The sequence below is a fragment of the Sphingobium cloacae genome, from assembly GCF_002355855.1.
GTDB lineage: Bacteria > Pseudomonadota > Alphaproteobacteria > Sphingomonadales > Sphingomonadaceae > Sphingobium > Sphingobium cloacae.
In genome coordinates this window covers 2865443-2886458 of record NZ_AP017655.1, presented here as the reverse complement: position 1 = coordinate 2886458, position 21016 = coordinate 2865443, and the positions used below count along the sequence as shown (strand labels likewise).

Sequence of the window (21016 nt, the reverse complement as noted above, 5' to 3'; positions counted from 1 at the left end):
GTGCAGACGCCGGGATCAGGCCGCCGTCAGATCGTGAAGCAACGCTCGGAGCAGGGCCGTCTGTCCATGAAAGCTTGCGATCATGGCCTGAAGCATGGCCTCGGGATTGAGCAGCTCCAACGTCAGGGGATGCCCGGCACGATCCGCCAGCAATGTCATGAAGGCGAGTTGGGTGCGCCCGTTGCCTTCGCGGAACGGATGGATCTGATTGAGGTCGGCGAGAAAGGTCGTGGCGCCATCGACAAATCCCTCTCGGTTCCGCTGGCGGAGTCCGTCGCCGGCGCTGAGCTGCGCGAACAGTTTGACCATTTCAGGCTCGATATATTCCGGATAGCAGAACGCATTGCCTCCCTTGGCGATGCGGACCGTCCTGAAATTACCCGCCCAGACATAGACATCTTGGAACAGATGCCGGTGGATGGCGCGATAATGGGCAATGCCGAACCGTCCGTTGGGCAAAGGCTCGGTGGCGCGGGCGGTGGTGATTTCAGTCTCGAAGGCTTCGAGATCAGCTGGATCGGTCAGGTTCAGGCGATTGCGAAGGACGTCGGTGCCCGGATAGCAGTAAGGATCCTTGAATGCTTCATACACGGGGCAGATCAGGCTTTCGCGGCGTATTTCGCAATGATGCGCTGACGGCGCTCAGCGGGCGTGGCGCGACGGCGATCATCCGCACGAAATTCCCGTTTCGCTTCGTCGGACAGGTGCATGCCTTCGACGGCGCTGATGGAGGCGAACCGCGAAAGGCCTAGGGTGAGGATTCTCCCATGCCGCTCCGTTTGCTGTTTCGCCATTGTGACCTCCTGAATCGTGCAACCGACTATAAGTGAGCCGTCGGGATTATGCACCTCTCGTTTTAACAATCGAGCAGAGCACGCCCAACCCGTCGCTCATCATGTCACGGCAACCGATGGCCGGAGCAGTGCAAGCTCGGGTGGCAATGTGCCTGGATACGGCTATGGCCCACCGCCATGCCCGCGGCGCCAGCCGTTTGCGTCGACATCGCCTCGCGTGAGGTTTCTGTTTCTGCTTTTGGGTGCGCCCCTTCCGTCTGGGGATGGAGAACATCAAGGAGTGAACAGCGTTGGCGCAACCGAGAAAAGCAACAAATCGATACAGGAAGAAAAAGGTAAGATCGCAGGGATCAGGCTCCCGCAAGGCGGTGCTCTACGCCCGCGTATCCACGCGAGACCAGGAGCGGGAAGGCTATTCGATCCCCGCGCAGGTCAAGCTGCTCGAAGACTATGCCGCGCTCCATGGGTTGGCGATCGCCAGCAGCCATATCGACGTCGAGACAGCCCGCAAGGCGGGACGGACCGCATTCGGGGAGATGCTTCGCTATCTCCGTCGCAACCCCGACATCGACTGACGCTGTTCTCACGCCAGGTGGCTGGGTCGACGAGATGCTTACGGCCTTGCCCGAAGATCGGCGTATCGAGATGGAACGCCGTGTAGCCGCGCTGACTGCCGAGGCAGCAAGGGATCCGGGTGACGCACAAATATAGTTGATGGCAGGAAGTTCGACCTTTGGGACTGTCCGGAATCCGTAGGCCGATCTCAGTAAACGGACATTGGAATTACCAATGGCCGTTAGTTAGGCAGACTCCGACCAGAGCGAACGCTCCGACCAGGCACCATGAAGGTCTTCTTCGACAATAACCCGCCGAAGGCCGGGTAACGATCCAAATCCGGGGCGAAGAAGTTTCGGAGAGCGCGAGCCAAGTCTAATGCGCTTGCGTATTGGCGATCGTGAGGCGACAAGCAAGCTCGCTCTCCCAACCCGCTCATGCAGAAGCGGGAACTGACAGCCTGCTACCTTTTTTCCGGCGATCTCATTGTCGGCTATTGCGGCGCCATCATCAGAGGGCCTCATGGCCCTGTTCGGACTCGACGGCGCCGCTATAGTAAGAAGATGTTTGGGGAGCATTACGATCTCAGTCGCCGGTTTCGTCCGGCTACCAAGGAAGGGGACGAGGACCGTCCGTTCCGGGGACTGTTCGGCGACGACCTAACAGGAACGCCGGCGTGGCCCGAACTGCTGGAGAAGCGCCGCACCATCGTCCTTGCGGAGGCGGGCAGCGGCAAGTCCAGCGAGTTCGACCATCAATGTTCCGCCCTGCGCCAGGCGAACAAGTTTGCGTTCAAGGCGACTGTGCGCGACGTTGCGGACGCCGGCCTCGAGGCGTCGCTCGTTCCGACCGACCGCACTCGATTTGCGCAATGGCGGGTAGACCCGGACGCGCCTTGCTGGCTGTTCGTGGACTCAGTCGACGAAGCCAAGGACCAAGGACATCATTTCGACGCGGCCTGTCGGAAGCTGGCCGATGCGATCGCGGGGCTGGAGGAGCGCGTTCATCTCTACATCTCGAGCCGCTATACCGATTGGGATAAGACTGCCGATCACATCTCGGTCGAGAAATGGCTCTCGCTCCCCGAGCCGCCCCCTCCCCCGACCGATGTCGCGGATGAGGTTCGCGCGACACTGCAGAACCGGGACAAGAGTCCGCCAAAGGTGCGCGAAGAGATCGGTGTCCTGGTCTTGGAGCCGCTCAGCCGCTGGCAGGTCGAGCGCTTCGCGCGTGCCTCAGGCATCGAGACGATCGATGCTTTCCTGGCTGCGGTCGATCATGGCAGCCTCTGGGAATTCGCGGCGCGGCCGATGGACCTCGGTTGGATGGTGGAGTTCTGGCGCGATCATAAGCGGCTCGGCTCGCTTCGGGAGATGATCGAGGCCAGCCTGAAGGCGAGGCTGCTCGATCCCGATCCGCTTCGCCGCAAGCGCGATCCGCTCGATCTCGCCAAGGGCGCTCACGCCCTTGACCGGATTGGGGCAGCATTTTTGCTGTGCGGGCGCGATTCCGTGCGTGTCCCCGCCGCCGGCCTGGACCTGTCGCCTCCCGAGCGCTCGATGCCGATCGAGGAGATCCTGCCGGACTGGTCCGACGGCGAACGACTCCTGCTGCTTGGGCGCCCGGTCTTCGATCCGGCGACGCTTGGCCGGGCGCGCCTGCACAACGACAATGAGGCGACGCTGCGATGCTATTTGCTGGCGCGCTGGCTCGGACGGCTTCTCGCCAAGGGGTGTCCCGTGGCGGCGGTGAACGATCTCCTGTTCGCCGATACCTATGGTTACCGGCTGGTTCGACCGGAGATGGTCGAGGTCTCGGCATGGCTGGCGGGAGAGAATGATGCGATCGCCGACGCGCTCATCGCGCGGTCGCCCTATAACCTCCTGCGCTATGGGGACCCGGGGTCGTTGCCGATACCGGTGCGGGTCAAGGCATTCGCCGCGGCTCTCGCCCAGGTCGAGACGATCGATCCGCAGAAGCTCTGGTTCGGCGAGCAAGGGCTTCGTCGGTTCGCCGATCCCGGTCTCGACAATCACATCGCGGGGTGGTGGGAGATCGCGAAAGGCGATGAGGAAGCGCGGCACCTGCTACTGCGCCTCGTCGATTTCGGCGGCCAGAAAGGCGGTCTCCCAGTTGTTCGCATAGTTGCTTACGATCGCAGCACCGACGAGATCACGCAGCTGCTCGCGGGCCGAGCTCTTCTGAAGCTCGGCGAGAAGGCAGATCGAACCGCCTATGCACGGCATGTTGTCGAGCATGGATCCGATCTTTCGCGCTCCATCATTCTCCAGGCCCTCGACGCGCTGTTTCCGGAGGAGATCGATGTCGAGACATTCTTCGCGCTGATCGACAAGGCCGGGGTCATGGGCGAGGACGACATCGCGACCATATTGCCGCTGGGCAGTGAGCTGCCAGCGGGGTTGACGCGCAAGGAGGACCTGCACCGCTTCCTGACCGAGGTCGTCGCTCGATCCGGCGATTTCAGCGGCGACACGGTCGACGACGAGAAGCCGTTTCGCGAGGCCTTCTCGCAGATGGCAGCCAGCGCGGCGCTTCGTCTCCTCGACTATCATCCGTTGGACGTCCCCGATGTCGTCACAGATCTCTTCTTGCTGCTCCATGAATCGCACCGCCGGATCGGGTCCGAGGCGAGCTTCAAGGCGCTGGGCGAGGCATTTGGTGCATCGCCGGGGCGGCGCCGCACGTCGCTCTGGCGGTCGATCGCGCGGCTACGCACGCATCCTCACGTGCGCGGCGATGGCGAGCTCAACATCTGGTTCGTCCAGCATCTTGGATGGCCGGTGCTGCTGAGCCTTGCCGACATTGATTGGCTCCTCCTCGATATATGCGAGCGGACCGATCGGCTGGATCGACTGACGGCGCTCCGCGCGGCGCATTCGCTCTGGCGGCAGTTCGAGGGCACCGACGCGGACATGCAGCGCATCGTCGCCGCCGTCGCCGATGATGCGGAGCTGTCGGCCCAGCTTGCGGCCTGGCGGTCGCCGCCGCCCGAGACACCCGAGATGATAGAGCGGATGGCCGGGTTCGAGGCGGCGCGGAAGCGCAATGAGGATCAAGCGGAGGCCCGCGACCAGAGCTGGGTCGAGCTCATCAACACGCTCCGCGACGATCCGAGCTTCTTCGACAGCTTGTCGCCACAGACCGACGAGACCGTCGACTCGCGCCTCTATCATCTATGGCAGTTCCTCTCGTGGCGCGCCCAGTCCCGCTCGCGCTACTCGATCGACAGCCTCGATGTGGTCGAGCCGGTGTTCGGACCCGACATGACGAGGCGTTTCGGTGAGGCGTTGATCGCCTTCGCTTATAAGCGCACCCCGGTCGGAACCGTCGAAGAGTCCGCCCAGCGCCGCACGGTCACCAGCTTCGACATCATGGCGTTGACCGGCATGTCGCTGGCGGCGGCCAAGGTCCCGAACTGGGCGGAGCAGCTCGATCCGGCGCGCGCAGCGCGGGCGGCGCGGCTGGCTGTCATCGAGCTCAACGGCTTTCCTGACTATCTCGTATCGCTCAGCCAGGTGCATCCCGAGGCTGTGCGTTCGGTCTTGTGGCGGGCGTCGCGCGCCCAGCTCGACCGGCTGGATGAGGTGGACCACGGGATGCTTGACCGGCTGGAATATGCCGATGGAGTGCTCGCCCGGCTGCTGGTTCCAGACCTGACCGGCTATCTGCGCGAGCATGACGATCTGGCGGCCGCGGCTCTCGAAAAGATCGTCTCGGTGCTGATCCAGGCGCAGCCCTTTCCGGATGAGGGAGTGGCGGAGATGGCCGAGGCCCGCGCCACGACAGCGACCGATCCCGTGATTGCAGCCTATTATCTGCTCTTTCTCTTCGCGCTGGAGGGCGATCGGGCCGTCGACCGGCTGCGCGAGAAGATGAGCATGCTCGACGGTCAGGACCAGGCCACCTTGTGCTGCACCTTGTTGCCGCGTCTGTTCGGTAGCCGGTTCAATCGCACCGTGGCGCCACCGCTGCCTTTGTCCGCCGAACGTCTCGAGCAATTGCTGATCATCGCGTTCTAGGGCGTGCGACCGGCGGACGATATCGTCCGCGCGAACGGCAAGGTCTATTCGCCGGGACTGCGCGATGAGGCGCAAAACGCGCGGCATATGATCTTCGACAGGTTGCTGAAAACGCCCGGCGAGGCCACGCAGGCCGCGATCCGGCGCATGGCGGAGATCGCCGATTTTCCGATCGAACCCAAGCATCTGCGCATCCATGCAGAGCGGCATGCCGAGGTGAATTCGGAGCTGGTCGCCTGGCTGCCGTCCGACGTGGTGGTGTTCGAGAATAGTTTCGATCGCGCGCCGCGCACGACGGAAGATCTGCAGCTGATAGCGCGGCGTAGGCTCGAGGCGGTCGAGCATGATCTTCTTCACGGCAAGTTCGCGCAGGGCGATACGCTGCAGGGACTGGCCGACGAGAATGCGGTCCAGCGATGGGTCTCGACCCAGCTCGAGGAGCGGCGCAAGGAAGCCTATACCGTACAGCGCGAGACCCATTTCGCGGATGAAAAGGAACCCGACATCACGCTGACGAGCCGGCATGGCGGTGTCGATCTCCCGGTCGAGATCAAGGTGGCGGATGGCCTCTCGGTCAAGCAGCTGGAAGCGGCGCTCGAAGTTCAACTTTGCGGTCAATATCTGCGCCACCAGACGGCGCGTCACGGCATCCTGCTCCTCGTCCACCAGCAGCCGCGCCCGGGCGGCTGGGAAATCGCGCCGGGCGACCCACTCGTCCCCTTCTCCGCCGTCATGGACCATCTTCATTCGCGCGCGCGGGCAATTCGGGAAAGCGCCGCGACAGGTCCGCAACCGATTGTGTGCAAGATTGACGTCTCCGAGGTGGTGCCGCTCAAGGACAAGCGCGCGGCCGCACGCGCCAAACGCAAGTCGAGCACAGCGAAGACCAGAAAATCGATCAACCCGCCGTCGAAACGACGCACCTGACGACTTGGCATTGGCACGCACCGTCCAAGTGCCGACATCGGCGAAGCCCTGTCGGCGTGGCGGGACCGCGCTGGCGGGTGATCGCGTCTAGCGAGCGTCTTCGGGTCCAGCGTCTGGTGGCTCAGGCGCGCCGTCATCTGGGGGCGGGACCGGCTCTCTGGCTGGCCGAGTTACATGGGGCAGCAGGTCGCGCCAGACTTGCGGCGGCACCGGCAGGCGATGTGCGCGGCAAGCGGTCAGCACGATTGGCCAATGGCCGAGCTTCACCGCCGTGAGCTGGTCATAATGCTTGTTAGTCTTCGCCTCGGCGAGGATGAAATCGAGCGCGTCGTGCGTGCCCTCGGTCACCGGAATGCCGGCTAGCGCCGCCCCGTGGCTGTCGCGGTTCAGATAAAGATTGTCCTCGCTGTCCTCGTCGGGAAGCCAGGTCTGGAACGTGCAATGTGCAAGGCCGTCTTCGCTGAACTTTGCGATCTCGTCAAACAGAGCTTGCTCGCCTCTGGCCGCCGCCCACAGCGCTAGCAACGGATAGAGAATGCTGCCCTCGGTCGAGGCGGTGCGATACTCGTCGCTGCGCTCGGACGGATGATCAACCAGATCCCAGTAGGAGCGGCTGGTGATCGGGTAGCGGCCGTGCGCTTTGAACGCGAACATCGAGTGCTTGGCGAGTTCCTCGGCCCATTGATCAATCGCGCCATGCGCGCCGGGACGGCAGGCGAGCAGGGTGAAGGCGAGACCAATGTCGATCGCCTGCCAGTCGCCGATCGGCGAGAGCAGCGCGCGATTGTTGCTGACGATCGCCATCATGGCCTCGATCAGCCGGTCGATCTGATTGAGGCTCGCCCGGGTGGTGTCGCTGACGAGGGCCGGGAGCGTGTTGAGATAGTCGTTGGTGAGAACAACGGGGCCGCTCGCCGGCGACAATTGCCAGACCAGCCACAGCCCGCGCAGCGCCAGCCGGCCGACGAGATCGAACAACTTGAGGTTGATGTCGAGCGCGGCGTGGCTTTCGACCGCGGTCGAGATCGCATGACGGATCTCGGCCGCCGGAAGGATCTTGTCCTCGAACAGCGCATCCCAGATCGTGAAATGGAGCTCGGCCAGTTCGTTCAGGACTAGGCTGGCGGCCTCGCCAGATTTCGAGGTCTTGGCGATGTCGGTCTTGAGCAGTTGCCACACCTCGAGCAAGGCCAACTCGCTGGCCCGATAGGGCGCCTCGACATTGTCGGCCTCACGCTGTCAACGGGCACCGAAGATTCCGCAAAAGTGGGCATCTAAAATTCCCTAGTTTGGCGGGAGGGTTTGTGTCGGTGATCAGCCGTGATGGAGATCGGGCTTTTCCTTTGCTGGCGGGCGGCCGCGCCGTTTCGGCAAGGGCGGCGGGTTGATGGACGGTGCCATGCGCGCATGCTCGGGCAGGAGGTCGGCGTGCTGTCGCATGCGATAGCTGGAGCCCTCGATCTGGATGACCACAGCGTGGTGAAGAAGGCGGTCGAGCAGCGCGGTGGCCACCACCGGATCGCCAAAGACATCACCCCATTCGGCGAAGCCGCGGTTGGATGTCAGGATCATGGCACCCTTTTCGTATCGGGCGTTGACGAGCTGGAAGAAGAGATTGCCGCCGCCGGGCGTGACGGGAAGATACCCGATCTCGTCGACGACGAGCAGGGAGGATCGGCATAGGAAGCGGATCTTCTCGCGCAACGTGCCCTCGCGTTCAGCCTTGGTCAGTGAAGCGATCAGATCGGCGAGCGGGATGAAGTAGACGCTCTTGCCCGCCTTCACGGCCTCGACGGCAAGGGCCGTGGCGATATGGCTTTTCCCGGTACCGGGCGGGCCCAGCAGATGCACCACCTCGGCCCGGTTGATGAAGTCCAGGCCAGCGAGCGCCAGGATGCGGTTCCTGTCGAGCGATGGCTGGAAGGAGAAGTCATATCCGTCCAGCGTCTTGATGATCGGCAGCCTTGCCATGCGCAGGGCTGCCTTGATCCTGCGGTTCTCCCGGAGCGACAGTTCTTCGTTCAGCAATATGTCGATGGCCTCGATGCCATCGATTTTGCCCTGCTCTATGCCGCGCAGGGTGGCGTCGAGCATCTCCAGGGCGCGTGGCATTTTGAGATGGACGAGGCTGCGGCGGATATTATCGACGCGGGATGCGGCACCCCCATGGTTCATGGCCGGTCTCCCCGCGCCAGTTGGCTGCCGATCGCCTGATAGATGGCCAGGGAGCGCACGGCGACATGCTCGCCTACACGACCGATGGCGATTACCTCTTTGCCATGGATACGGCGCTTGGCGCCGCTGCTGCCTGTCCGATGCGCAGGATCGATCCTGTACTGCCGACGCCCCTCAAGAACCGGGTGCTCGGCAATGACCTGGCCCAGGTCTACGATCCGGATCTTGTCGGGTAACTGCTGGATTTCGACGACGCGCCGGGTGCGATCGGGAACGCTGTAGTAATTGCCGCCGACCGAGACCATCCCATCGTGGCTGACGCGGCGCTCCAGCTTCAGAACAGCGTCAAAGCGGCCCGCCGGGAGCAGCTGCAACTCAGGCTGCTCGGCGGCGAAGGCTTCAGCAATAATCCGCTGCGTCGTGCCGTGGACACGGACGTTGGCGACGGTATCGAGCCAGTCGATCAGCTGGACATTGAGATCGTCCAGATTGCGGAAGCTCCGGCCCAGGAAGAAGTCCTTGCGGATATAGCTGAATGGCCGCTCGACCTTTCCCTTGGTCTTGGCCCGATAGGGACGGCAGGCGCGCGGCACGAAGCGATAATGCCCGGCCAGAGCCAGCAATGATCGATTGTAGATGATGTGGCCCTGATCATCTTCCCCGGTCACAGCGGTTTTCATGCGATCGTAGAGGATCTCGATCGGGACGCCGCCGAGCGCTTCAAAGGCCTGCATATGACAGCGCAACAGGCTTTGGAGATCCTGATGCATGACGTAGCGCGCAAACAGGAAGCGCGAATGTCCCAGCACCAGGCTGAACAGCCAGACGATCCGGCTGACGCCGGGCTCATCGGTAAATTCGACGACGAACCGGGCAAAGTCGACCTGTGCCTGCACGCCAGGCGGCGTCTCGAACCGAACCTCAAAGGGCTTGGGGCCGTTTTCCGGCCGGATCGCTGCCAGGAACCGCTTTACCGCGGTATAGGCGCCCATATATCCCAGCTCACGGATTTCCCGCGTCAGGCGCGCCGCAGTCAGATCGGGAAAGGCCGTCACTCGCTCACGCAAAAATTCCAGATAGGGTGCCAGTTTGTTCGGTCGACCCAGCATGCGAGGGCCGTAAACCGGGGCCTCGATGCCCCGTTCGATATATTTTCGGATGGTCTTGGGATCGCGACCAGTGCGTCGGGCAATGGCGGATATCGATACGCCCTGCCGATGTAGTTCGAGGATCATCATCAATTCTCCAAGTCGGATCATCGGCCCCGTCTCCGCGTCTGCAAAGGAGATGAGGACAATGTCGGCTCATCTCATTCTGCCGGGGCTAGCCCCGGCAGAATGAGATGAAGGGGCCACCAACTAGGGAATTTTCAAAGCCCACTTTTGCGGAGAATTGCACGACCGATGACACACGCGCCCAGACAAACATGATCCACAGACAGATGTTGATCAGCCGCGCCTGACTGAGCCGGCCTGCGGGCGTCGCACCGGGCTGGTCAGCTATGGCGCGCAACAGCCTTTGGAAGTGGTCGAGCGCGATGTCGGGCTCCTCGACCATCGCCACGGCCTTGCGCAAATGACTACGTTGCGGTGCTGGCAGTAGCTCCTCGCGCAAGATGCCGTCGAGAATGACCTGCGCCAGCCGATCGCCGTTCCACTCCTCGAAGCTGATCTTGGGCGTGGTGTTGCGGGTCATATAACCCGTCACTTCGGCGCGGACCTGCTCATCGATCGCACCGCCGAAGGTCAGGCAGATTGCGATCGGGAGCCTCGCATATTCGGGCGGGATGCGGCTCGTGATATAATGATCGAGGATTTCGTCGAGCGACGGTCTGAGACTTTGCGGGCTCGCCGTATTCCATTCGTTGCGATCGAGGTCGCCCGACTTGACCGAAAACAGATGCACGCGCCGGATGCCATCCTGACCGGGGCCGACCGCGGCGACATCGACGCCATATTGGCGCGTGCCACGCGCCGGCCGCGAATAGACCGTGAAGCCCAGTTCGGTCAGTAGGTCGGGTAGAATCGCGTCGAGTTCGTCGCGCTCCTTCAGCGACGCCAGATATTCCCGGATGACGAGTTTCATGGCGCGGTTCTCATCGCGCGAAACACGCGCAGCATATAGTCAAGGTCGAACGGCTCGAGGATGTTGAGGCGCGGCGATTCGATGCTGTGGCTGAAGCTGTGCATCTTCATCTCGCTGCGCTGCTGCTTGCCGCCCATTCCCTTGAAATAGCTGATCGAGCGCGTGCCGTAGAGCAGCACCTGCCGCGTTGCGAGCGACGCGAGGATCGAGGTTTTCTCCGATGCCTTATAGGCTTGGCGCATCGACTCATGCTGGCGGTGGTTCTCGATCAGCCGTTCGCGCTCGGACGGGCGCAGTTCCTTGATCCGGCCGGGCTCCCGCAGCCCCTCGATATAAGCCTCGAGCCGCGTGATGAGATCTTCGAGGATGGCTTGTGATGGATGACCCGGAGCCTTGGCCTGTTCGGCGATCCAGTCACCGACCGACCCCGAGAAGTTGATCAGAAGCGGATCGAACAGCAGTTCGGCGATCGTGCCCTGCGCAGCGTCGCCGGCGCCGTCGAGCAGGCCGACCACCAGCGACGCGGCAGTGACCGGATGGACCAACAGCCAGCCGATCGCCCGGTGGGCAAGCAGCAGCCGCTCGGGGTCGTCGAGGCCGGCGGCTGCGGAGCGAGGATCGAGGATGAGCGGCGCATCGCCATGATGGTCGCCGACCAGCGCCATGGTAGCGCGGCCAAGATTGGGGTCGCACGCCAGCAGCCAGATGATGATGGTTTGAGCGAGTTCATCGGGCGGTAACTGCAGCAGATGATAGTTTAGGCTGCCGAGCGGCTCGAGGGAGGTCAGCTCCTCATGCTGTGAGAGCAACGGCGTGATCAGCGCCAGCGCTTCATCGAGGCGGTTCTTGTCGGCGAGCTTGCCCGCCGCCGCGCCAATGTCGCGGATCGTGCCGCGATTGCCGATCGGAACACGGTGCATGATCGCGGTCAGGGGCTTTACGATTGCCGGCGGTAGCTCGTCGGCATGGAACATCAGTTCGAGCGATAGCTGGTTGATCGCATGGTCGCCGGTACGTTCGATATTGGCGTCGATCAGCGCCGCGGCCTTTGTGTGAGTGTCGGGATGAGCTTTAGCGATTTCGCAGATCGCCGCGAGGATATGGCCGAGGCTGTTGTCGTCGGCGCTCGCTGCATGGGCGGCGAGCGCGTCGGTAGCGCGAGTACGGCGGTCGGGATCGGTAAGATCAAACGTGCCGATCGCCTTGGCCGCAGCCGACCGCGCTGGACCCGCATTGCCGCCGACATAGAGGATCGCGCGGTCGAGCGCTGCATCGGGCTCGGCCTTGGCCAGCGCCTGCAACGCCAGGAAGACATAGGCGCTGTCGTCACCATCCTCGGGGTTGATTGTCTCGAACGTGTCGCGAGCGCGGCTGCCCTGTTCGGCCCAGGTCCGATAGCCGCCATTGGCCATGCCCGAGGCGAGATCCTCGCCGGCGCGCGTCGACAGGGCTTTGACGGCGGCGAGCATGTCCGGGACGCTGGCGTCGAGCGCCGGGATCAGCTCGCTATAGACGTACATCACCGTGAAGAAGTCGTGCTGGTTGATCGGTGATGTCGCGATCTGCCGCGCGGGTTCCAGCAAATCGATTGTTCCGTCATTGTGGAGTTTGGCCAGGGTGGCGCGGAACGCCTTGCCGAGCTCGTCGGTGCGGTGACGGCGCAGCCGTTCGACGAACAGCTCGGGCAGCTTGCCCGCATTCGCTGCTGCGATGATGTCGTTCCGGTCGCTCAATCGTCCCCCATCGGCGGCGCTTGGGTCAGGCCGCAGTCCCAGTATAGGCGAAGTTTGGCGCCAGTTCATCCATTCGGCGCGCGACAATACACTCGCTCTGGACCAGTCCCCCTTTGCCGGAAGGGTAAGTCCACTCATGGTGCGTCGCTAGACGATGCCGTCTAGCAATGGGCCGTCGGGTTGATAGTTTGGCCGCTGGAAAGCGGCGATCAGCCAGTCGAGGACAGGATCATCCAGCAAGCCGGCAACGAATACTGAACGCCAGTTGTTCCTGCTGCCATGGGTATCGTCCTGGCGGTCAAGCTCGAGCGTCAGAATGTCATCGAGATCCTGGCGGGTCGCAGGCGCATTGCGCAGCTCGCCCGCCGCGAGGCTCGGGCGCCGCAGCATGCCCATCCAGCTCGCCTTGAGATAGCGCATGATCGACGTGCGTTCGACGATGTTGGCCATGTGGAACCGCACCGCCGTGTAGTTGGGATCAACGGCGTCGAGGAGCGGGCGCAGCGTGATGCGCGGAACTTTGCCAGGATCTTCGAACCGCGCGACGAACAGCCGCTCGCCCAGGATGTCGTCATAATAAGGATGGAGGATACGCTCGCCCGGATTGGGTCCGGTGAGGAGCGTGCTGCGCTTGCTGTTGCATTTGCAGGCCGGCACGAGATTGCGGCCGAAGATCGCGAAAGCCGGAAAATCGGTCTTGGGCAGCAAATGATCGAGCGTGCCGCTGTGGAACGATCCGCACATCGGGCAGCAATTGGCGTCGCTCTCGGCGCGCATGCGGTTGATGTGCGGCAGCTCGTTGGATGGGCTGGCGTAAAGCGACTTGAGTTGTGCTTTGATGGGGTCGGGTAGGGCCACGTTGAGGATGACGTGGGCGTTACCGCTGGCAGCGACATACTGGAGATAGCCGGCCTTGAGCGCGGGGATTTCGACCGCGAAATCCGGATAGGATTTGAGGCGCGTGTTGAGGCCGAGCGCATCGAGCGCACCGGCATCGTCGAAATCCTCGGACGGATCGAGCCGGTTCATTGTCCGTCGGCCTCGCTATCGGTGCCTTCGACGCGAGCGCGGATCTCGCCGAGTAGGTCGAGCGACACCCGGTCTTTATAGGTCTCGAACACCGTCGCCCACGATGCTGTCTGCGCCATGATCTTGTTCTCGACTTCGAGCGCCAGCCGCGAGGGCTGATCCTCGCCGAATACAAAATAGGATATCGCGCCGACATCGGCGCCGAAGGTTTTGAGCGTCGGCGTCTCCGCCGAAATCGCACGGTCTTCATCCGACCGCAGCACCGTGACCTGTTCCTCGACCGCCTCGCGCACGAAATAGACCGAATGGGTCGCGAGGATCGCCGCCGACCCGGTCTGCGCGAGCAGCCCATCGAGCAGCGCGACGAACTGGCTGATGAAGTTGGGATGGAGGTGCGTCTCGGGCTCGTCGAACAGCAGCAGCGTGCCGTTCTCGATATAAAGGCCAGCAAGCGCCGCGAACCGGAGAAAGCTGAGTTCGCCGCTGCTCAGGGGATAGGTTTTGCCGTCGATCATTCGGACGGGTTCGGAGCGGGTGTTGATCGACGCGTAGCGACGGATGGTCTCCTGCTCGGCGCCGCGATTGAGGCCGTGAACTGGGACCGGACCGCGCTCACCGCTCTTGGTGCGCAGGACCAGCTCCCGGAACCCGTCGATCGTGGTGATGGCCTTCAGGAAAATTTCATAGCGGCTGGTGCCGCCGATGCCCTCTATGCTGCGCGCGAGCTGGACGATGAGATCGCTGGTCGTCTGGCGCGAGCGCCCGCTCACCATCGAAAAGCGCCGATACCAGACCCGCGCGTGCTTGCGCCGGTCGCTAGGGAACACCGAGGTGATGGTCGCCGATGGGTAGAATCCGAGGATGCGGTTGAATAGCGGCCGGTCGCCCCGAGTGTCGGTCAGCTTCGGCTTGCCGGCGAGTGCGGCATCGACGATCTGCGCCAGCGTCTGGCTTTTTCCGACGCCATTCTTGCCGATCACGATCGCGAAGCGCTGCGGCAGCACGGCGTCGCCATCGGCAAAGCGGAAGGTGAGGTCATGGTCGTTGGGCCGGCCGGCGAGCCGGAATTTGATATGGAGCCCGTCGGAAATCCGGTCGAGTTCCTCATATTCGACGCCGCGCAGGATCGGTGCCGCATTCTTCCAGGTGAAATAGGGTTCGCTATGGCGCAGGAAGGCGTTGAGGAAGATCTGGCTCTCACGCGCCGCGCGCAGCCAGGGTCGGTTGACCGGCCGGTCGTCGGCCTCGACGATGTCGTTTATCGCACGCAGTGCAAGCCGGGCTTCCTCCGGGCCGAGATAGCCGACGATGCGGCGATAGCTCGCCATGTCCGGCAGCATCGTGAAATAATCCGGCACCTTGTCGGCCGAGACTGGCGTGTCGGGAGTCTGATCGACGATGTCGCGCAAATGCAGTGTATCGCTTTTTCCTGCCTGCTTATCGACGAAGCCAAAGAAGCCACGGAAGGTCAGGCGCTCATGCGAGAATGGGGGCTCGCTGCGGGGTTGGATGGCGATCTCGACAAGGATGCGCTCGCCGAAATCATTCCAGCTGTCCGAACTTGGCGCGATCGTGATCGTGCCCGGTTCGCTCTGGCGCGAGATCCCGCGTTCGGTGACGAACTGAACGCAGTAATCCTGTGATGGGTTCTCTGCCACCATACCCCCCTGATGCCGATCGATTGCCTTGCGATTCTGCCTGACGTCAGTTGGATACTATGGAGTGTGACGCGGTCGAATGCTTTATGTAGCTAAAGGAAACTCCGCGGCGATGTCTAGGTGCAGCGGTTCCCTTTGTTCTATGCCTCGCGCCGGTGCCAGCACTTCGGTCTTGTCGACAGAAGGAGGGCGCAACTCGCTTCGGTTTTGCCCACAGGATCAATGGAATTTGGATCGCACGCTAGGATGCAATGGCCCGATGAATGATCGGCAGGTTTTAGGGCGCCACTTTAAGCCGTGGAATGTCGGCAATGTTGGCGCTTGCCGGAGCCGAGCATTCACAGCTGTATGCTCTCCTGCTGATTATCTGCATCGCAGATTCCCGTAGCGTTTAACGGCATGGCCTGCCTTCACCTGCGCGCATGCCAGATCCGTCTGACCGGTCCAGCATTGCAGGATCGCCCGGCCATAATGGTCGGTCTCGATTTTCCTGCACCGGATGTCTCCAGAAGCAGTGAGACTGCGAAGATGGTTCCTGCTGGCGATCGGGTCGCCCGGCGTGCAACTGCGTCCCGGACGACACGCGCCGGGCATTTCGGGAGCATCGATCCCGTACAGCCTTCCGCGCCCGGTTTCCTGACACCGGATATTGTCGCCGTCGTGGATATAGGGGGCGGTGCAGGCGAATGTGTCCGGATCGCCGGGGGATGAAACCGACGGCCCGCCATCCCAGAACCAGACCGCCCCGAAGGCGCTGGCGGACATGATCGCGGTGACGGTCCAGAAAGCCCGGTTGCTCAGCTTTGTCTTCGGTGCAGGCGATCGCCTTTTCTGCCAGCCCCTCCGGCCTCTGCGCATCAGTCCCGGCGTTCCTTTGTCACGCCATCGAGGCCCATCTGCCAGAAGTCCGCTTCGAGCCGTGAGGCCTTGCCGAACAGGCTGGAAAGCTCGGCAAATCGCCGATCCGTCAGGGAGCGGGCAGCAAGATCGTCCAGGTGACGGCGGGCAGCATCTGCAACCCCCTGATAGCCATCGCCTGCATATTCCCCGATCCACTCGCGATAGGGGTGATCGCCCAGGGCATCGACACCATGGGGTGCGAGCTTCCTACCGATTTCGGCATAGCCGATAACGCATGGCGCCAGCGCCACATGCAGGTCGAGCAAGTCTCCGGCCGCGCCGCAGTCCAGTACGAAGCGAGTGTAAGCCACCGTCGCCTGATGCTCGGGCGCAGCCTCCAGCGCTTCAGGCGAGAGTCCCCAGCGGGCGCAGAGACGCACATGCAGTTCTGTCTCGTCGAGGATGGAGGCAAGGCCGGCCTGCGCGGCCCGGATATCGGCGATGGTCCGGCTCTTGTAGGCCGCCAGCGCCCAGGCGCGAGCGAACTGGATCAGGAACAGATAATCCTGCACCAGATAGGTGCGGAATGCGGGCTCGGGCAGAGTGCCGTCGCCCATCTGGCGTACGAACGCATGATCGACATAGCTATCCCAGTCGGACTGGGCTGATGCTTTCAGACGATCGAAAATGTCCATGGGATCAGGCCTCAACCTCATAAGCTGCATCGAAGAAGGCCAGCTCCAGCGCGACCGCGCGCAGGAAGAAGTCGCGGGCGACCTCCGCTTCGGACGGGCCGACGCGATCCAGTTCCGCGCGCAGGAAGGCCACGAAGTCCCGGAAATCCGGATTGTCGTGCAATGTGATCCATTCGGCATGGACGAAGTTTTCGGGAAGCGGTTGGGGCGCCTTCATCGCCCAGTCGAGATAGAGCCATTCCGCGACGTTCAGCACCGCCAGCGCCGCGACATAGGAACGGGTGGCCGCCGCCTCGCGCATGATCGCCTTGAACCCGGCTGTTGGCTCAGTATCCGGTGCGTCCCTCCGTTCCCGTTCGCTGACGCCCAGTGCCTCGAATGAACGCAGAAAGTAGGTGTTCTCTTCTCCCGACACCATGCCGGTAAACTGCCCGAACCGTATCCGCGCCTCGAAACTGTCCGCGCTCGCCATCGCTGCGCCCAGCAGGATCAGGAAACTGTCGAGGAAGCGGTGATCCTGAATGAGATAGGATGCCATCACCTTGTCCGGCACGCTGCCGTCGAACAACTGGGTGACAAGGCGGTGGCCGGTCGCCCTGGACCATGACGGCTCGCTCGCCTGCCGCAGGCTGTCGGTAAAGCGCTCACTCATCGTCATGCCCTTTCTCTGGCATGGTCATGGTGCGGCGGGAGGCGGACATATCCCATCCCTTCGCCGGCATGACCCGGATCAGGTTCGAAGGGTTTTCCGCGCTGCTTTACGCCTGCGGTATCTCAGCCCTGTGCCGGCCCCCCCCTGGAAGCATAGACTGTAGGCCGGGGCAGCGGTGAAGTCATCCGGTCATGGGCAATATTGGAGAAGGTGCGAGGAACAGGTGCGGCAATCGCTGCTGCCAAAGCCTAGGGCCGGGTGCCGAAATCCCGGTAGATGGCCAAGCGCAGCGATAATCTCACATTCCCTGCCGTGTTCAATGGCGAGTGCCCGAACACTCTCCGCTGCGGTGGTGAGCCGGTCGATGTGCCAATGCAGCTTTTTCTCTCGCTGGAAATGCCGCCGCAATCGGGCGCCGATACCGCCGGGACCGTATGCACTCCCGGCATAGATGTATGTGCTGGCGGGCAGGACATGCGTGATGCCTTTATGTGCAAATTCCGCCGGGGAGCCGATGGTGATGATGAGCGCATAGGCACCTTTGCCACATGGCGCGCAGTCAGGTGTTTCCGGCCCGGCAGCAACCGAGGCGGGCAAAGCCTTGCACATGGCGGCCAATAATTCTGTTTCGATTATCATGTAGCCGTACCCACCAGCTCACCTCGACGAGCTCTGCCGCGTGCCTGCTACAACGGCGCGTCTTCGCGAAAACGTTCCAACTGGTGCATCCGTTCGTGCAGCACCGTCACGATCCCGACCGCGCCATCGGACAGCAGGCGCCAGTAGATATAGTGATGCTCATGCCGGCAGTAGAAGCCGTCCACCCCGAACTCGGCCGGAACAGGCCGCCAGGGGGTTTTTCGCGCCGCAATCTCGCCGAACCGTTTGAACAGTCCCCGTATGTAGCGGACGGCCTGTTCCTCGCTCCAGGTGTCGCGGGTATAGACATAGATATCGTCGAGACGGCAGCCCGCTCGATCCTGGACGCGAAAGGCGGTCATGCGATCAATGCCGCGCGTTGCGGGCGATGACCGTCTCGGCGTCGATAGCCTCATAAGCCGATTCAGGTGCCGCGAAGGCGGCGGTCAATTCGACCTTTAATCGCTCGAACCGTTCGGCTTCGGCGCGCTCCTTATCGCGGCGGATGAGATCCCGGACATATTCGCTGACATTCTCATAGGCCCCGTCGTCCCCGACGTTGCTGGCAACGAACTCACCCAGCGCTCCGCTCACCCGCACGTTCAGCGTCATGGTTCTGGACATGATAGTTTCCTTCAAACTCTTGTCATCAGGATAAGGGATATTGTGGACAGAGACAAGCGTGCGGCTATGTGCGTCGTCCGCGCATGGCAACTGGCTTTTGCCGGTAGATTCGCGACAGTGAGATGATGACGCCTTTCAACCCGATCATCGACCCGGAGTTACCGGCACAGCATTCTCCGCTGCTTCGTGCCGCATTGCTGACCATCGGGTATATCGAGGCCAACGGTCCGATCGGGCTTACCGCATCGCGTGGGTTGAAACGCTATTTTGTGGAATGGGCCGCAGAAGCGTTCGACTGGCGCTGGTATTCAGCGTCCGATCTTTATGCGGTCAACAAGGTGCTCAACGAGTCGGATTTTCCGCCCCTGGTAATCCTGCATGATCTGCTGGTGCGAGCGAAGCTCGTGCGCCACCGTCAGGGCGCACTGCATCTCACCCGTCTTGCCGGACAGTTGAAGAATGACCCTGCCAGCTTATGGACGCTGCTGGCATCGCGGCTGCTCTTCGACACCGATCACAGCAAATACACCCGGTACGGAGACCATCTGCTCGGAAACTGGGACATCTTCCTGAACGTGATCAATGTCGAAGTGCAGAACGGCGTGAGCGAGGAAACGCTATGTTCTGTCCTGTTCGGTTCCGACGAACAGGAAACGCCACATGGATATCCGCGACAAAGGGCCGCGCTCTATATTCATGTCTTGCGTCCGCTGTGCTGGGCGGGGCTGCTGGAAGAGGTCCGCACCGGAGAAGGGTTCGCCCGGCAGGAGCATTTCTTCAAGACGCCACTCTGGCATGCAGCCCTGTCACTGGAAACTGACCGGCATCTCGAATCGGTAACGCGGCACTGATGAAAATCGATGCCCAGTTCGGAGACCGGCATTGCGCGGTTCCTACGCCATTCCCTGTCTTTCTTCGCCACGGTTCGACGGCTGCATTTCCTTGTTGAATCTGCCCGCTTTGCGGCTTTCTTGCTGAGCCCCTGAAGCCGGGCGGCGGTTCGCCCGGCCCTCATCAGGGGCTTTTTCTTGACCGTCCACCCGATCCGTTCCGAGGCGAAGTCACGCGGCGCGCGGATGCTGCGCACGGCGCTCGGGCCGTCGATCGCCGCCTGGCTCGACGATGCCGCCGTGATCGAGGTGATGCTGAACCCGGACGGCCGGCTGTGGGTCGACCGGCTGGGCGAAGGCATCAGCGACACCGGTGAGCTGCTGACCGCCGCGGACGGCGAACGCATCGTGCGCCTGGTCGCGCACCATGTCGGCGTCGAGGTTCACGCCCGGTCCCCGCACGTCTCGGCCGAGCTGCCCGAAGGGGGCGAGCGGTTCGAGGGGCTGCTGCCGCCCGTCGTCGCCGCGCCCGCCTTCGCGATCCGCAAGCCGGCCGTCGCGGTGTTCACGCTGGGCGACTATGCGGCTGCCGGGATCATGTCGGCGACTCACGCCGATGCGCTGCGGCATGGGGTGGAAACCCGCGCCAACATCCTCGTCGCGGGCGGAACCGGCACCGGCAAGACCACGCTGGTCAACGCGCTGCTCGCGGAAGTCGCGCGGACCACCGACCGGATCGTGCTGATCGAGGACACGCGCGAGCTGCAATGCGCCGCGCCCAACCTCGTCGCCATGCGGACCAAGGATGGCGTCGTCTCGCTGTCCGATCTCAGGGCGCGCGGCTGATCGGCGAGTATGACAGCGAGGTCGCGGCGGGCCAGACTCGCGTGCTGCTCGCCTGGGACCGGCTGATCATGCCGGACGGCCGCTCGATCGTTCTCGAGCGCCAGCCCGGCACCGATGCGTCGGGGTTCGCGGGGCTACAGGACCGCGTGAATCAGCATTGGGGGAATCTGCTCAAAGCCGCCGCCATATCGACCTTGCTCGGGGTCGGGGCCGAGTTGGGGGCAGACAGCGAGGACGATCTCACCCGTGCCCTGCGACGCGGTTCGCAGGACACCATCAACCAGACCGGCCAGCAGATCGTGCGGCGGCAATTGAATGTGCAGCCCACGCTCACCATCAGGCCGGGGCATCCGCTCAGGATCGTTCTGACCCGCGACCTTGTCCTGGAAGCGATCGGAGACAATCGATGACGAAACTGAAGCTCGGGCCGCTGGCCGACGATCGGCCGGTCAAGCTTACCGTGGAACTGCCGGCGTCCGTCCACCGTGATCTGGTCGTTTATGGCGAGCTACTCGGCGAAGGCAGCCCAATCCCGCCCGCCCGCCTGATCGCCCCCATGCTGGAGCGATTCATGGCTACCGACCGGGTTTTCGCCAAAGCGCGCCGCGACCGTTGAAGTCGCAGGACTCGGACAGTGATGGTTGATCTCAAAAAATCGGTACGAAAAATCTACGCCAGTGATCGCCACTGGTCGCCAGAACAGGCGAAAACGGTGGACGATCGGTGGACGATGATGAAAAATAGCCAACATCGCCGCAAACGCAGCCTAACATAAGTTACTGATTTTATTAGGAAAACTGGAGCGGGCGAAGGGATTCGAACCCTCGACCCCAACCTTGGCAAGGTCCCTCAACGCCTACGCTGCAATATCCGAAATCACGATAAAGCACTATT

General features: G+C 62.7%; 21 protein-coding genes, 2 pseudogenes and 1 riboswitch. Of the genes and pseudogenes, 8 read left to right on the top strand and 15 right to left on the bottom strand.

What is annotated here, in order from left to right:
- Window positions 1–15: 15 nt before the first annotated feature.
- Together SCLO_RS14185 and SCLO_RS14180 are read right to left on the bottom strand one after the other, a co-directional pair.
- Window positions 16–591, bottom strand: coding sequence for a Fic/DOC family protein (locus SCLO_RS14185; protein WP_066522120.1), 576 nt, complete (start codon window positions 589–591; stop codon window positions 16–18).
- An 8-nt stretch (window positions 592–599) separates the two neighbouring features.
- Window positions 600–794 (bottom strand): hypothetical protein, encoded by a 195-nt coding sequence (locus SCLO_RS14180; protein ID WP_066522118.1) that lies wholly within the window; start codon window positions 792–794, stop codon window positions 600–602.
- Window positions 795–1162: 368 nt separating this feature from the next.
- On the opposite strand from SCLO_RS14180, the gene SCLO_RS14175 reads away from it, so the two are divergent.
- From SCLO_RS14175 to SCLO_RS14165, 3 genes are all read left to right on the top strand, one after another.
- On the top strand, window positions 1163–1369 hold the full coding sequence (locus SCLO_RS14175; RefSeq protein ID WP_066522116.1) for a recombinase family protein: 207 nt from the start codon (window positions 1163–1165) through the stop codon (window positions 1367–1369).
- 543 nt (window positions 1370–1912) lie between these two features.
- A complete protein-coding gene (locus SCLO_RS14170; protein WP_066522114.1) occupies window positions 1913–5389 on the top strand; it encodes a hypothetical protein in 3477 nt (1158 codons plus the stop codon).
- A 3-nt stretch (window positions 5390–5392) separates the two neighbouring features.
- Window positions 5393–6316 carry a hypothetical protein gene (locus SCLO_RS14165; protein ID WP_066522112.1) on the top strand — a complete coding sequence of 308 codons (924 nt, stop codon included), beginning with the start codon at window positions 5393–5395 and terminating at the stop codon, window positions 6314–6316.
- Window positions 6317–6403: 87 nt separating this feature from the next.
- Here the strand turns inward: SCLO_RS14165 and SCLO_RS14160 are convergent, their stop codons facing one another.
- The 13 genes from SCLO_RS14160 to SCLO_RS14100 all read right to left on the bottom strand — a co-directional run bounded on the left by SCLO_RS14160 (window position 6404) and on the right by SCLO_RS14100 (window position 18446).
- Window positions 6404–7504 carry a hypothetical protein gene (locus tag SCLO_RS14160; protein WP_096362151.1) on the bottom strand — a complete coding sequence of 367 codons (1101 nt, stop codon included), beginning with the start codon at window positions 7502–7504 and terminating at the stop codon, window positions 6404–6406.
- A 126-nt stretch (window positions 7505–7630) separates the two neighbouring features.
- A complete protein-coding gene (gene istB / locus SCLO_RS14155) occupies window positions 7631–8491 on the bottom strand; it encodes an IS21-like element helper ATPase IstB (RefSeq protein WP_066522470.1) in 861 nt (286 codons plus the stop codon).
- Window positions 8488–9750, bottom strand: a complete 1263-nt coding sequence (gene istA / locus SCLO_RS14150; protein ID WP_096362064.1) for an IS21 family transposase — start codon at window positions 9748–9750, stop codon at window positions 8488–8490. Before istA ends, istB begins: the two co-directional genes overlap by 4 nt.
- A gap of 64 nt (window positions 9751–9814) precedes the next feature.
- Window positions 9815–10576, bottom strand: a complete 762-nt coding sequence (locus SCLO_RS14145; protein ID WP_096362150.1) for a hypothetical protein — start codon at window positions 10574–10576, stop codon at window positions 9815–9817.
- On the bottom strand, window positions 10573–12447 hold the full coding sequence (locus SCLO_RS14140) for a hypothetical protein (protein ID WP_123905518.1): 1875 nt from the start codon (window positions 12445–12447) through the stop codon (window positions 10573–10575). Before SCLO_RS14140 ends, SCLO_RS14145 begins: the two co-directional genes overlap by 4 nt.
- A 9-nt stretch (window positions 12448–12456) precedes the next feature.
- Window positions 12457–13338: an HNH endonuclease gene (locus tag SCLO_RS14135; protein WP_066519834.1), complete on the bottom strand. Its 882-nt coding sequence runs from the start codon at window positions 13336–13338 to the stop codon at window positions 12457–12459.
- Window positions 13335–14999 carry an AAA family ATPase gene (locus SCLO_RS14130; protein ID WP_066519836.1) on the bottom strand — a complete coding sequence of 555 codons (1665 nt, stop codon included), beginning with the start codon at window positions 14997–14999 and terminating at the stop codon, window positions 13335–13337. Before SCLO_RS14130 ends, SCLO_RS14135 begins: the two co-directional genes overlap by 4 nt.
- 360 nt (window positions 15000–15359) lie before the next feature.
- A complete protein-coding gene (locus SCLO_RS23930; protein ID WP_231923243.1) occupies window positions 15360–15854 on the bottom strand; it encodes a thermonuclease family protein in 495 nt (164 codons plus the stop codon).
- Complete coding sequence (locus SCLO_RS14120; protein WP_066519838.1) at window positions 15854–16531, bottom strand: TenA family protein; 678 nt, start codon at window positions 16529–16531, stop codon at window positions 15854–15856. Before SCLO_RS14120 ends, SCLO_RS23930 begins: the two co-directional genes overlap by 1 nt.
- 4 nt (window positions 16532–16535) lie before the next feature.
- The gene (locus SCLO_RS14115; protein WP_066519892.1) at window positions 16536–17183 is read right to left on the bottom strand and encodes a TenA family protein; all 648 of its coding nucleotides are present in this window, start codon (window positions 17181–17183) and stop codon (window positions 16536–16538) included.
- 38 nt (window positions 17184–17221) lie between these two features.
- Window positions 17222–17338, bottom strand: a riboswitch (TPP riboswitch).
- A 34-nt stretch (window positions 17339–17372) separates the two neighbouring features.
- Window positions 17373–17822, bottom strand: coding sequence for a GIY-YIG nuclease family protein (locus SCLO_RS14110; RefSeq protein WP_083949148.1), 450 nt, complete (start codon window positions 17820–17822; stop codon window positions 17373–17375).
- 47 nt (window positions 17823–17869) lie between these two features.
- The gene (locus SCLO_RS14105) at window positions 17870–18184 is read right to left on the bottom strand and encodes a type II toxin-antitoxin system RelE/ParE family toxin (protein WP_066519839.1); all 315 of its coding nucleotides are present in this window, start codon (window positions 18182–18184) and stop codon (window positions 17870–17872) included.
- A 4-nt stretch (window positions 18185–18188) separates the two neighbouring features.
- Window positions 18189–18446 carry a ribbon-helix-helix domain-containing protein gene (locus SCLO_RS14100; RefSeq protein WP_174521979.1) on the bottom strand — a complete coding sequence of 86 codons (258 nt, stop codon included), beginning with the start codon at window positions 18444–18446 and terminating at the stop codon, window positions 18189–18191.
- 122 nt (window positions 18447–18568) lie between these two features.
- Between SCLO_RS14100 and SCLO_RS14095 the strand changes: the two genes are divergently transcribed.
- The 5 genes and pseudogenes from SCLO_RS14095 to SCLO_RS23415 all read left to right on the top strand — a co-directional run bounded on the left by SCLO_RS14095 (window position 18569) and on the right by SCLO_RS23415 (window position 20897).
- Window positions 18569–19297: a hypothetical protein gene (locus SCLO_RS14095; RefSeq protein ID WP_197705107.1), complete on the top strand. Its 729-nt coding sequence runs from the start codon at window positions 18569–18571 to the stop codon at window positions 19295–19297.
- Window positions 19298–19474: 177 nt separating this feature from the next.
- A pseudogene (locus tag SCLO_RS14090) lies at window positions 19475–20107 on the top strand (ATPase, T2SS/T4P/T4SS family); the annotation flags it as partial.
- Window positions 20104–20532 (top strand): annotated as a pseudogene (locus SCLO_RS14085) (TrbI/VirB10 family protein); the annotation flags it as partial. The pseudogenes SCLO_RS14090 and SCLO_RS14085, both read left to right, overlap by 4 nt.
- Window positions 20529–20738 carry a DUF2274 domain-containing protein gene (locus SCLO_RS14080; RefSeq protein ID WP_066519844.1) on the top strand — a complete coding sequence of 70 codons (210 nt, stop codon included), beginning with the start codon at window positions 20529–20531 and terminating at the stop codon, window positions 20736–20738. The pseudogene SCLO_RS14085 and the gene SCLO_RS14080, both read left to right, overlap by 4 nt.
- Before the next feature lie 21 nt (window positions 20739–20759).
- Window positions 20760–20897 carry a hypothetical protein gene (locus SCLO_RS23415; protein ID WP_157080321.1) on the top strand — a complete coding sequence of 46 codons (138 nt, stop codon included), beginning with the start codon at window positions 20760–20762 and terminating at the stop codon, window positions 20895–20897.
- The last annotated feature ends 119 nt before the right edge of the window (window positions 20898–21016 follow it).

Bases quoted from the DNA above. Each gene is read 5' to 3' on its own strand.
- SCLO_RS14180 (WP_066522118.1), bottom strand. From the start codon at position 794: ATGGCGAAACAGCAAACGGAGCGGCATGGGAGAATCCTCACCCTAGGC.
- SCLO_RS14170 (WP_066522114.1), top strand. From the start codon at position 1,913: ATGTTTGGGGAGCATTACGATCTCAGTCGCCGGTTTCGTCCGGCTACC.
- istB (WP_066522470.1), bottom strand. From the start codon at position 8,491: ATGAACCATGGGGGTGCCGCATCCCGCGTCGATAATATCCGCCGCAGC.
- istA (WP_096362064.1), bottom strand. From the start codon at position 9,750: ATGATCCGACTTGGAGAATTGATGATGATCCTCGAACTACATCGGCAG.
- SCLO_RS14145 (WP_096362150.1), bottom strand. From the start codon at position 10,576: ATGAAACTCGTCATCCGGGAATATCTGGCGTCGCTGAAGGAGCGCGAC.
- SCLO_RS14140 (WP_123905518.1), bottom strand. From the start codon at position 12,447: ATGAGTGGACTTACCCTTCCGGCAAAGGGGGACTGGTCCAGAGCGAGT.
- SCLO_RS14135 (WP_066519834.1), bottom strand. From the start codon at position 13,338: ATGAACCGGCTCGATCCGTCCGAGGATTTCGACGATGCCGGTGCGCTC.
- SCLO_RS14130 (WP_066519836.1), bottom strand. From the start codon at position 14,999: ATGGTGGCAGAGAACCCATCACAGGATTACTGCGTTCAGTTCGTCACC.
- SCLO_RS23930 (WP_231923243.1), bottom strand. From the start codon at position 15,854: ATGCGCAGAGGCCGGAGGGGCTGGCAGAAAAGGCGATCGCCTGCACCG.
- SCLO_RS14120 (WP_066519838.1), bottom strand. From the start codon at position 16,531: ATGGACATTTTCGATCGTCTGAAAGCATCAGCCCAGTCCGACTGGGAT.
- SCLO_RS14115 (WP_066519892.1), bottom strand. From the start codon at position 17,183: ATGAGTGAGCGCTTTACCGACAGCCTGCGGCAGGCGAGCGAGCCGTCA.
- SCLO_RS14110 (WP_083949148.1), bottom strand. From the start codon at position 17,822: ATGATAATCGAAACAGAATTATTGGCCGCCATGTGCAAGGCTTTGCCC.
- SCLO_RS14105 (WP_066519839.1), bottom strand. From the start codon at position 18,184: ATGACCGCCTTTCGCGTCCAGGATCGAGCGGGCTGCCGTCTCGACGAT.
- SCLO_RS14100 (WP_174521979.1), bottom strand. From the start codon at position 18,446: ATGTCCAGAACCATGACGCTGAACGTGCGGGTGAGCGGAGCGCTGGGT.
- SCLO_RS14095 (WP_197705107.1), top strand. From the start codon at position 18,569: ATGATGACGCCTTTCAACCCGATCATCGACCCGGAGTTACCGGCACAG.
- SCLO_RS14080 (WP_066519844.1), top strand. From the start codon at position 20,529: ATGACGAAACTGAAGCTCGGGCCGCTGGCCGACGATCGGCCGGTCAAG.
- SCLO_RS23415 (WP_157080321.1), top strand. From the start codon at position 20,760: ATGGTTGATCTCAAAAAATCGGTACGAAAAATCTACGCCAGTGATCGC.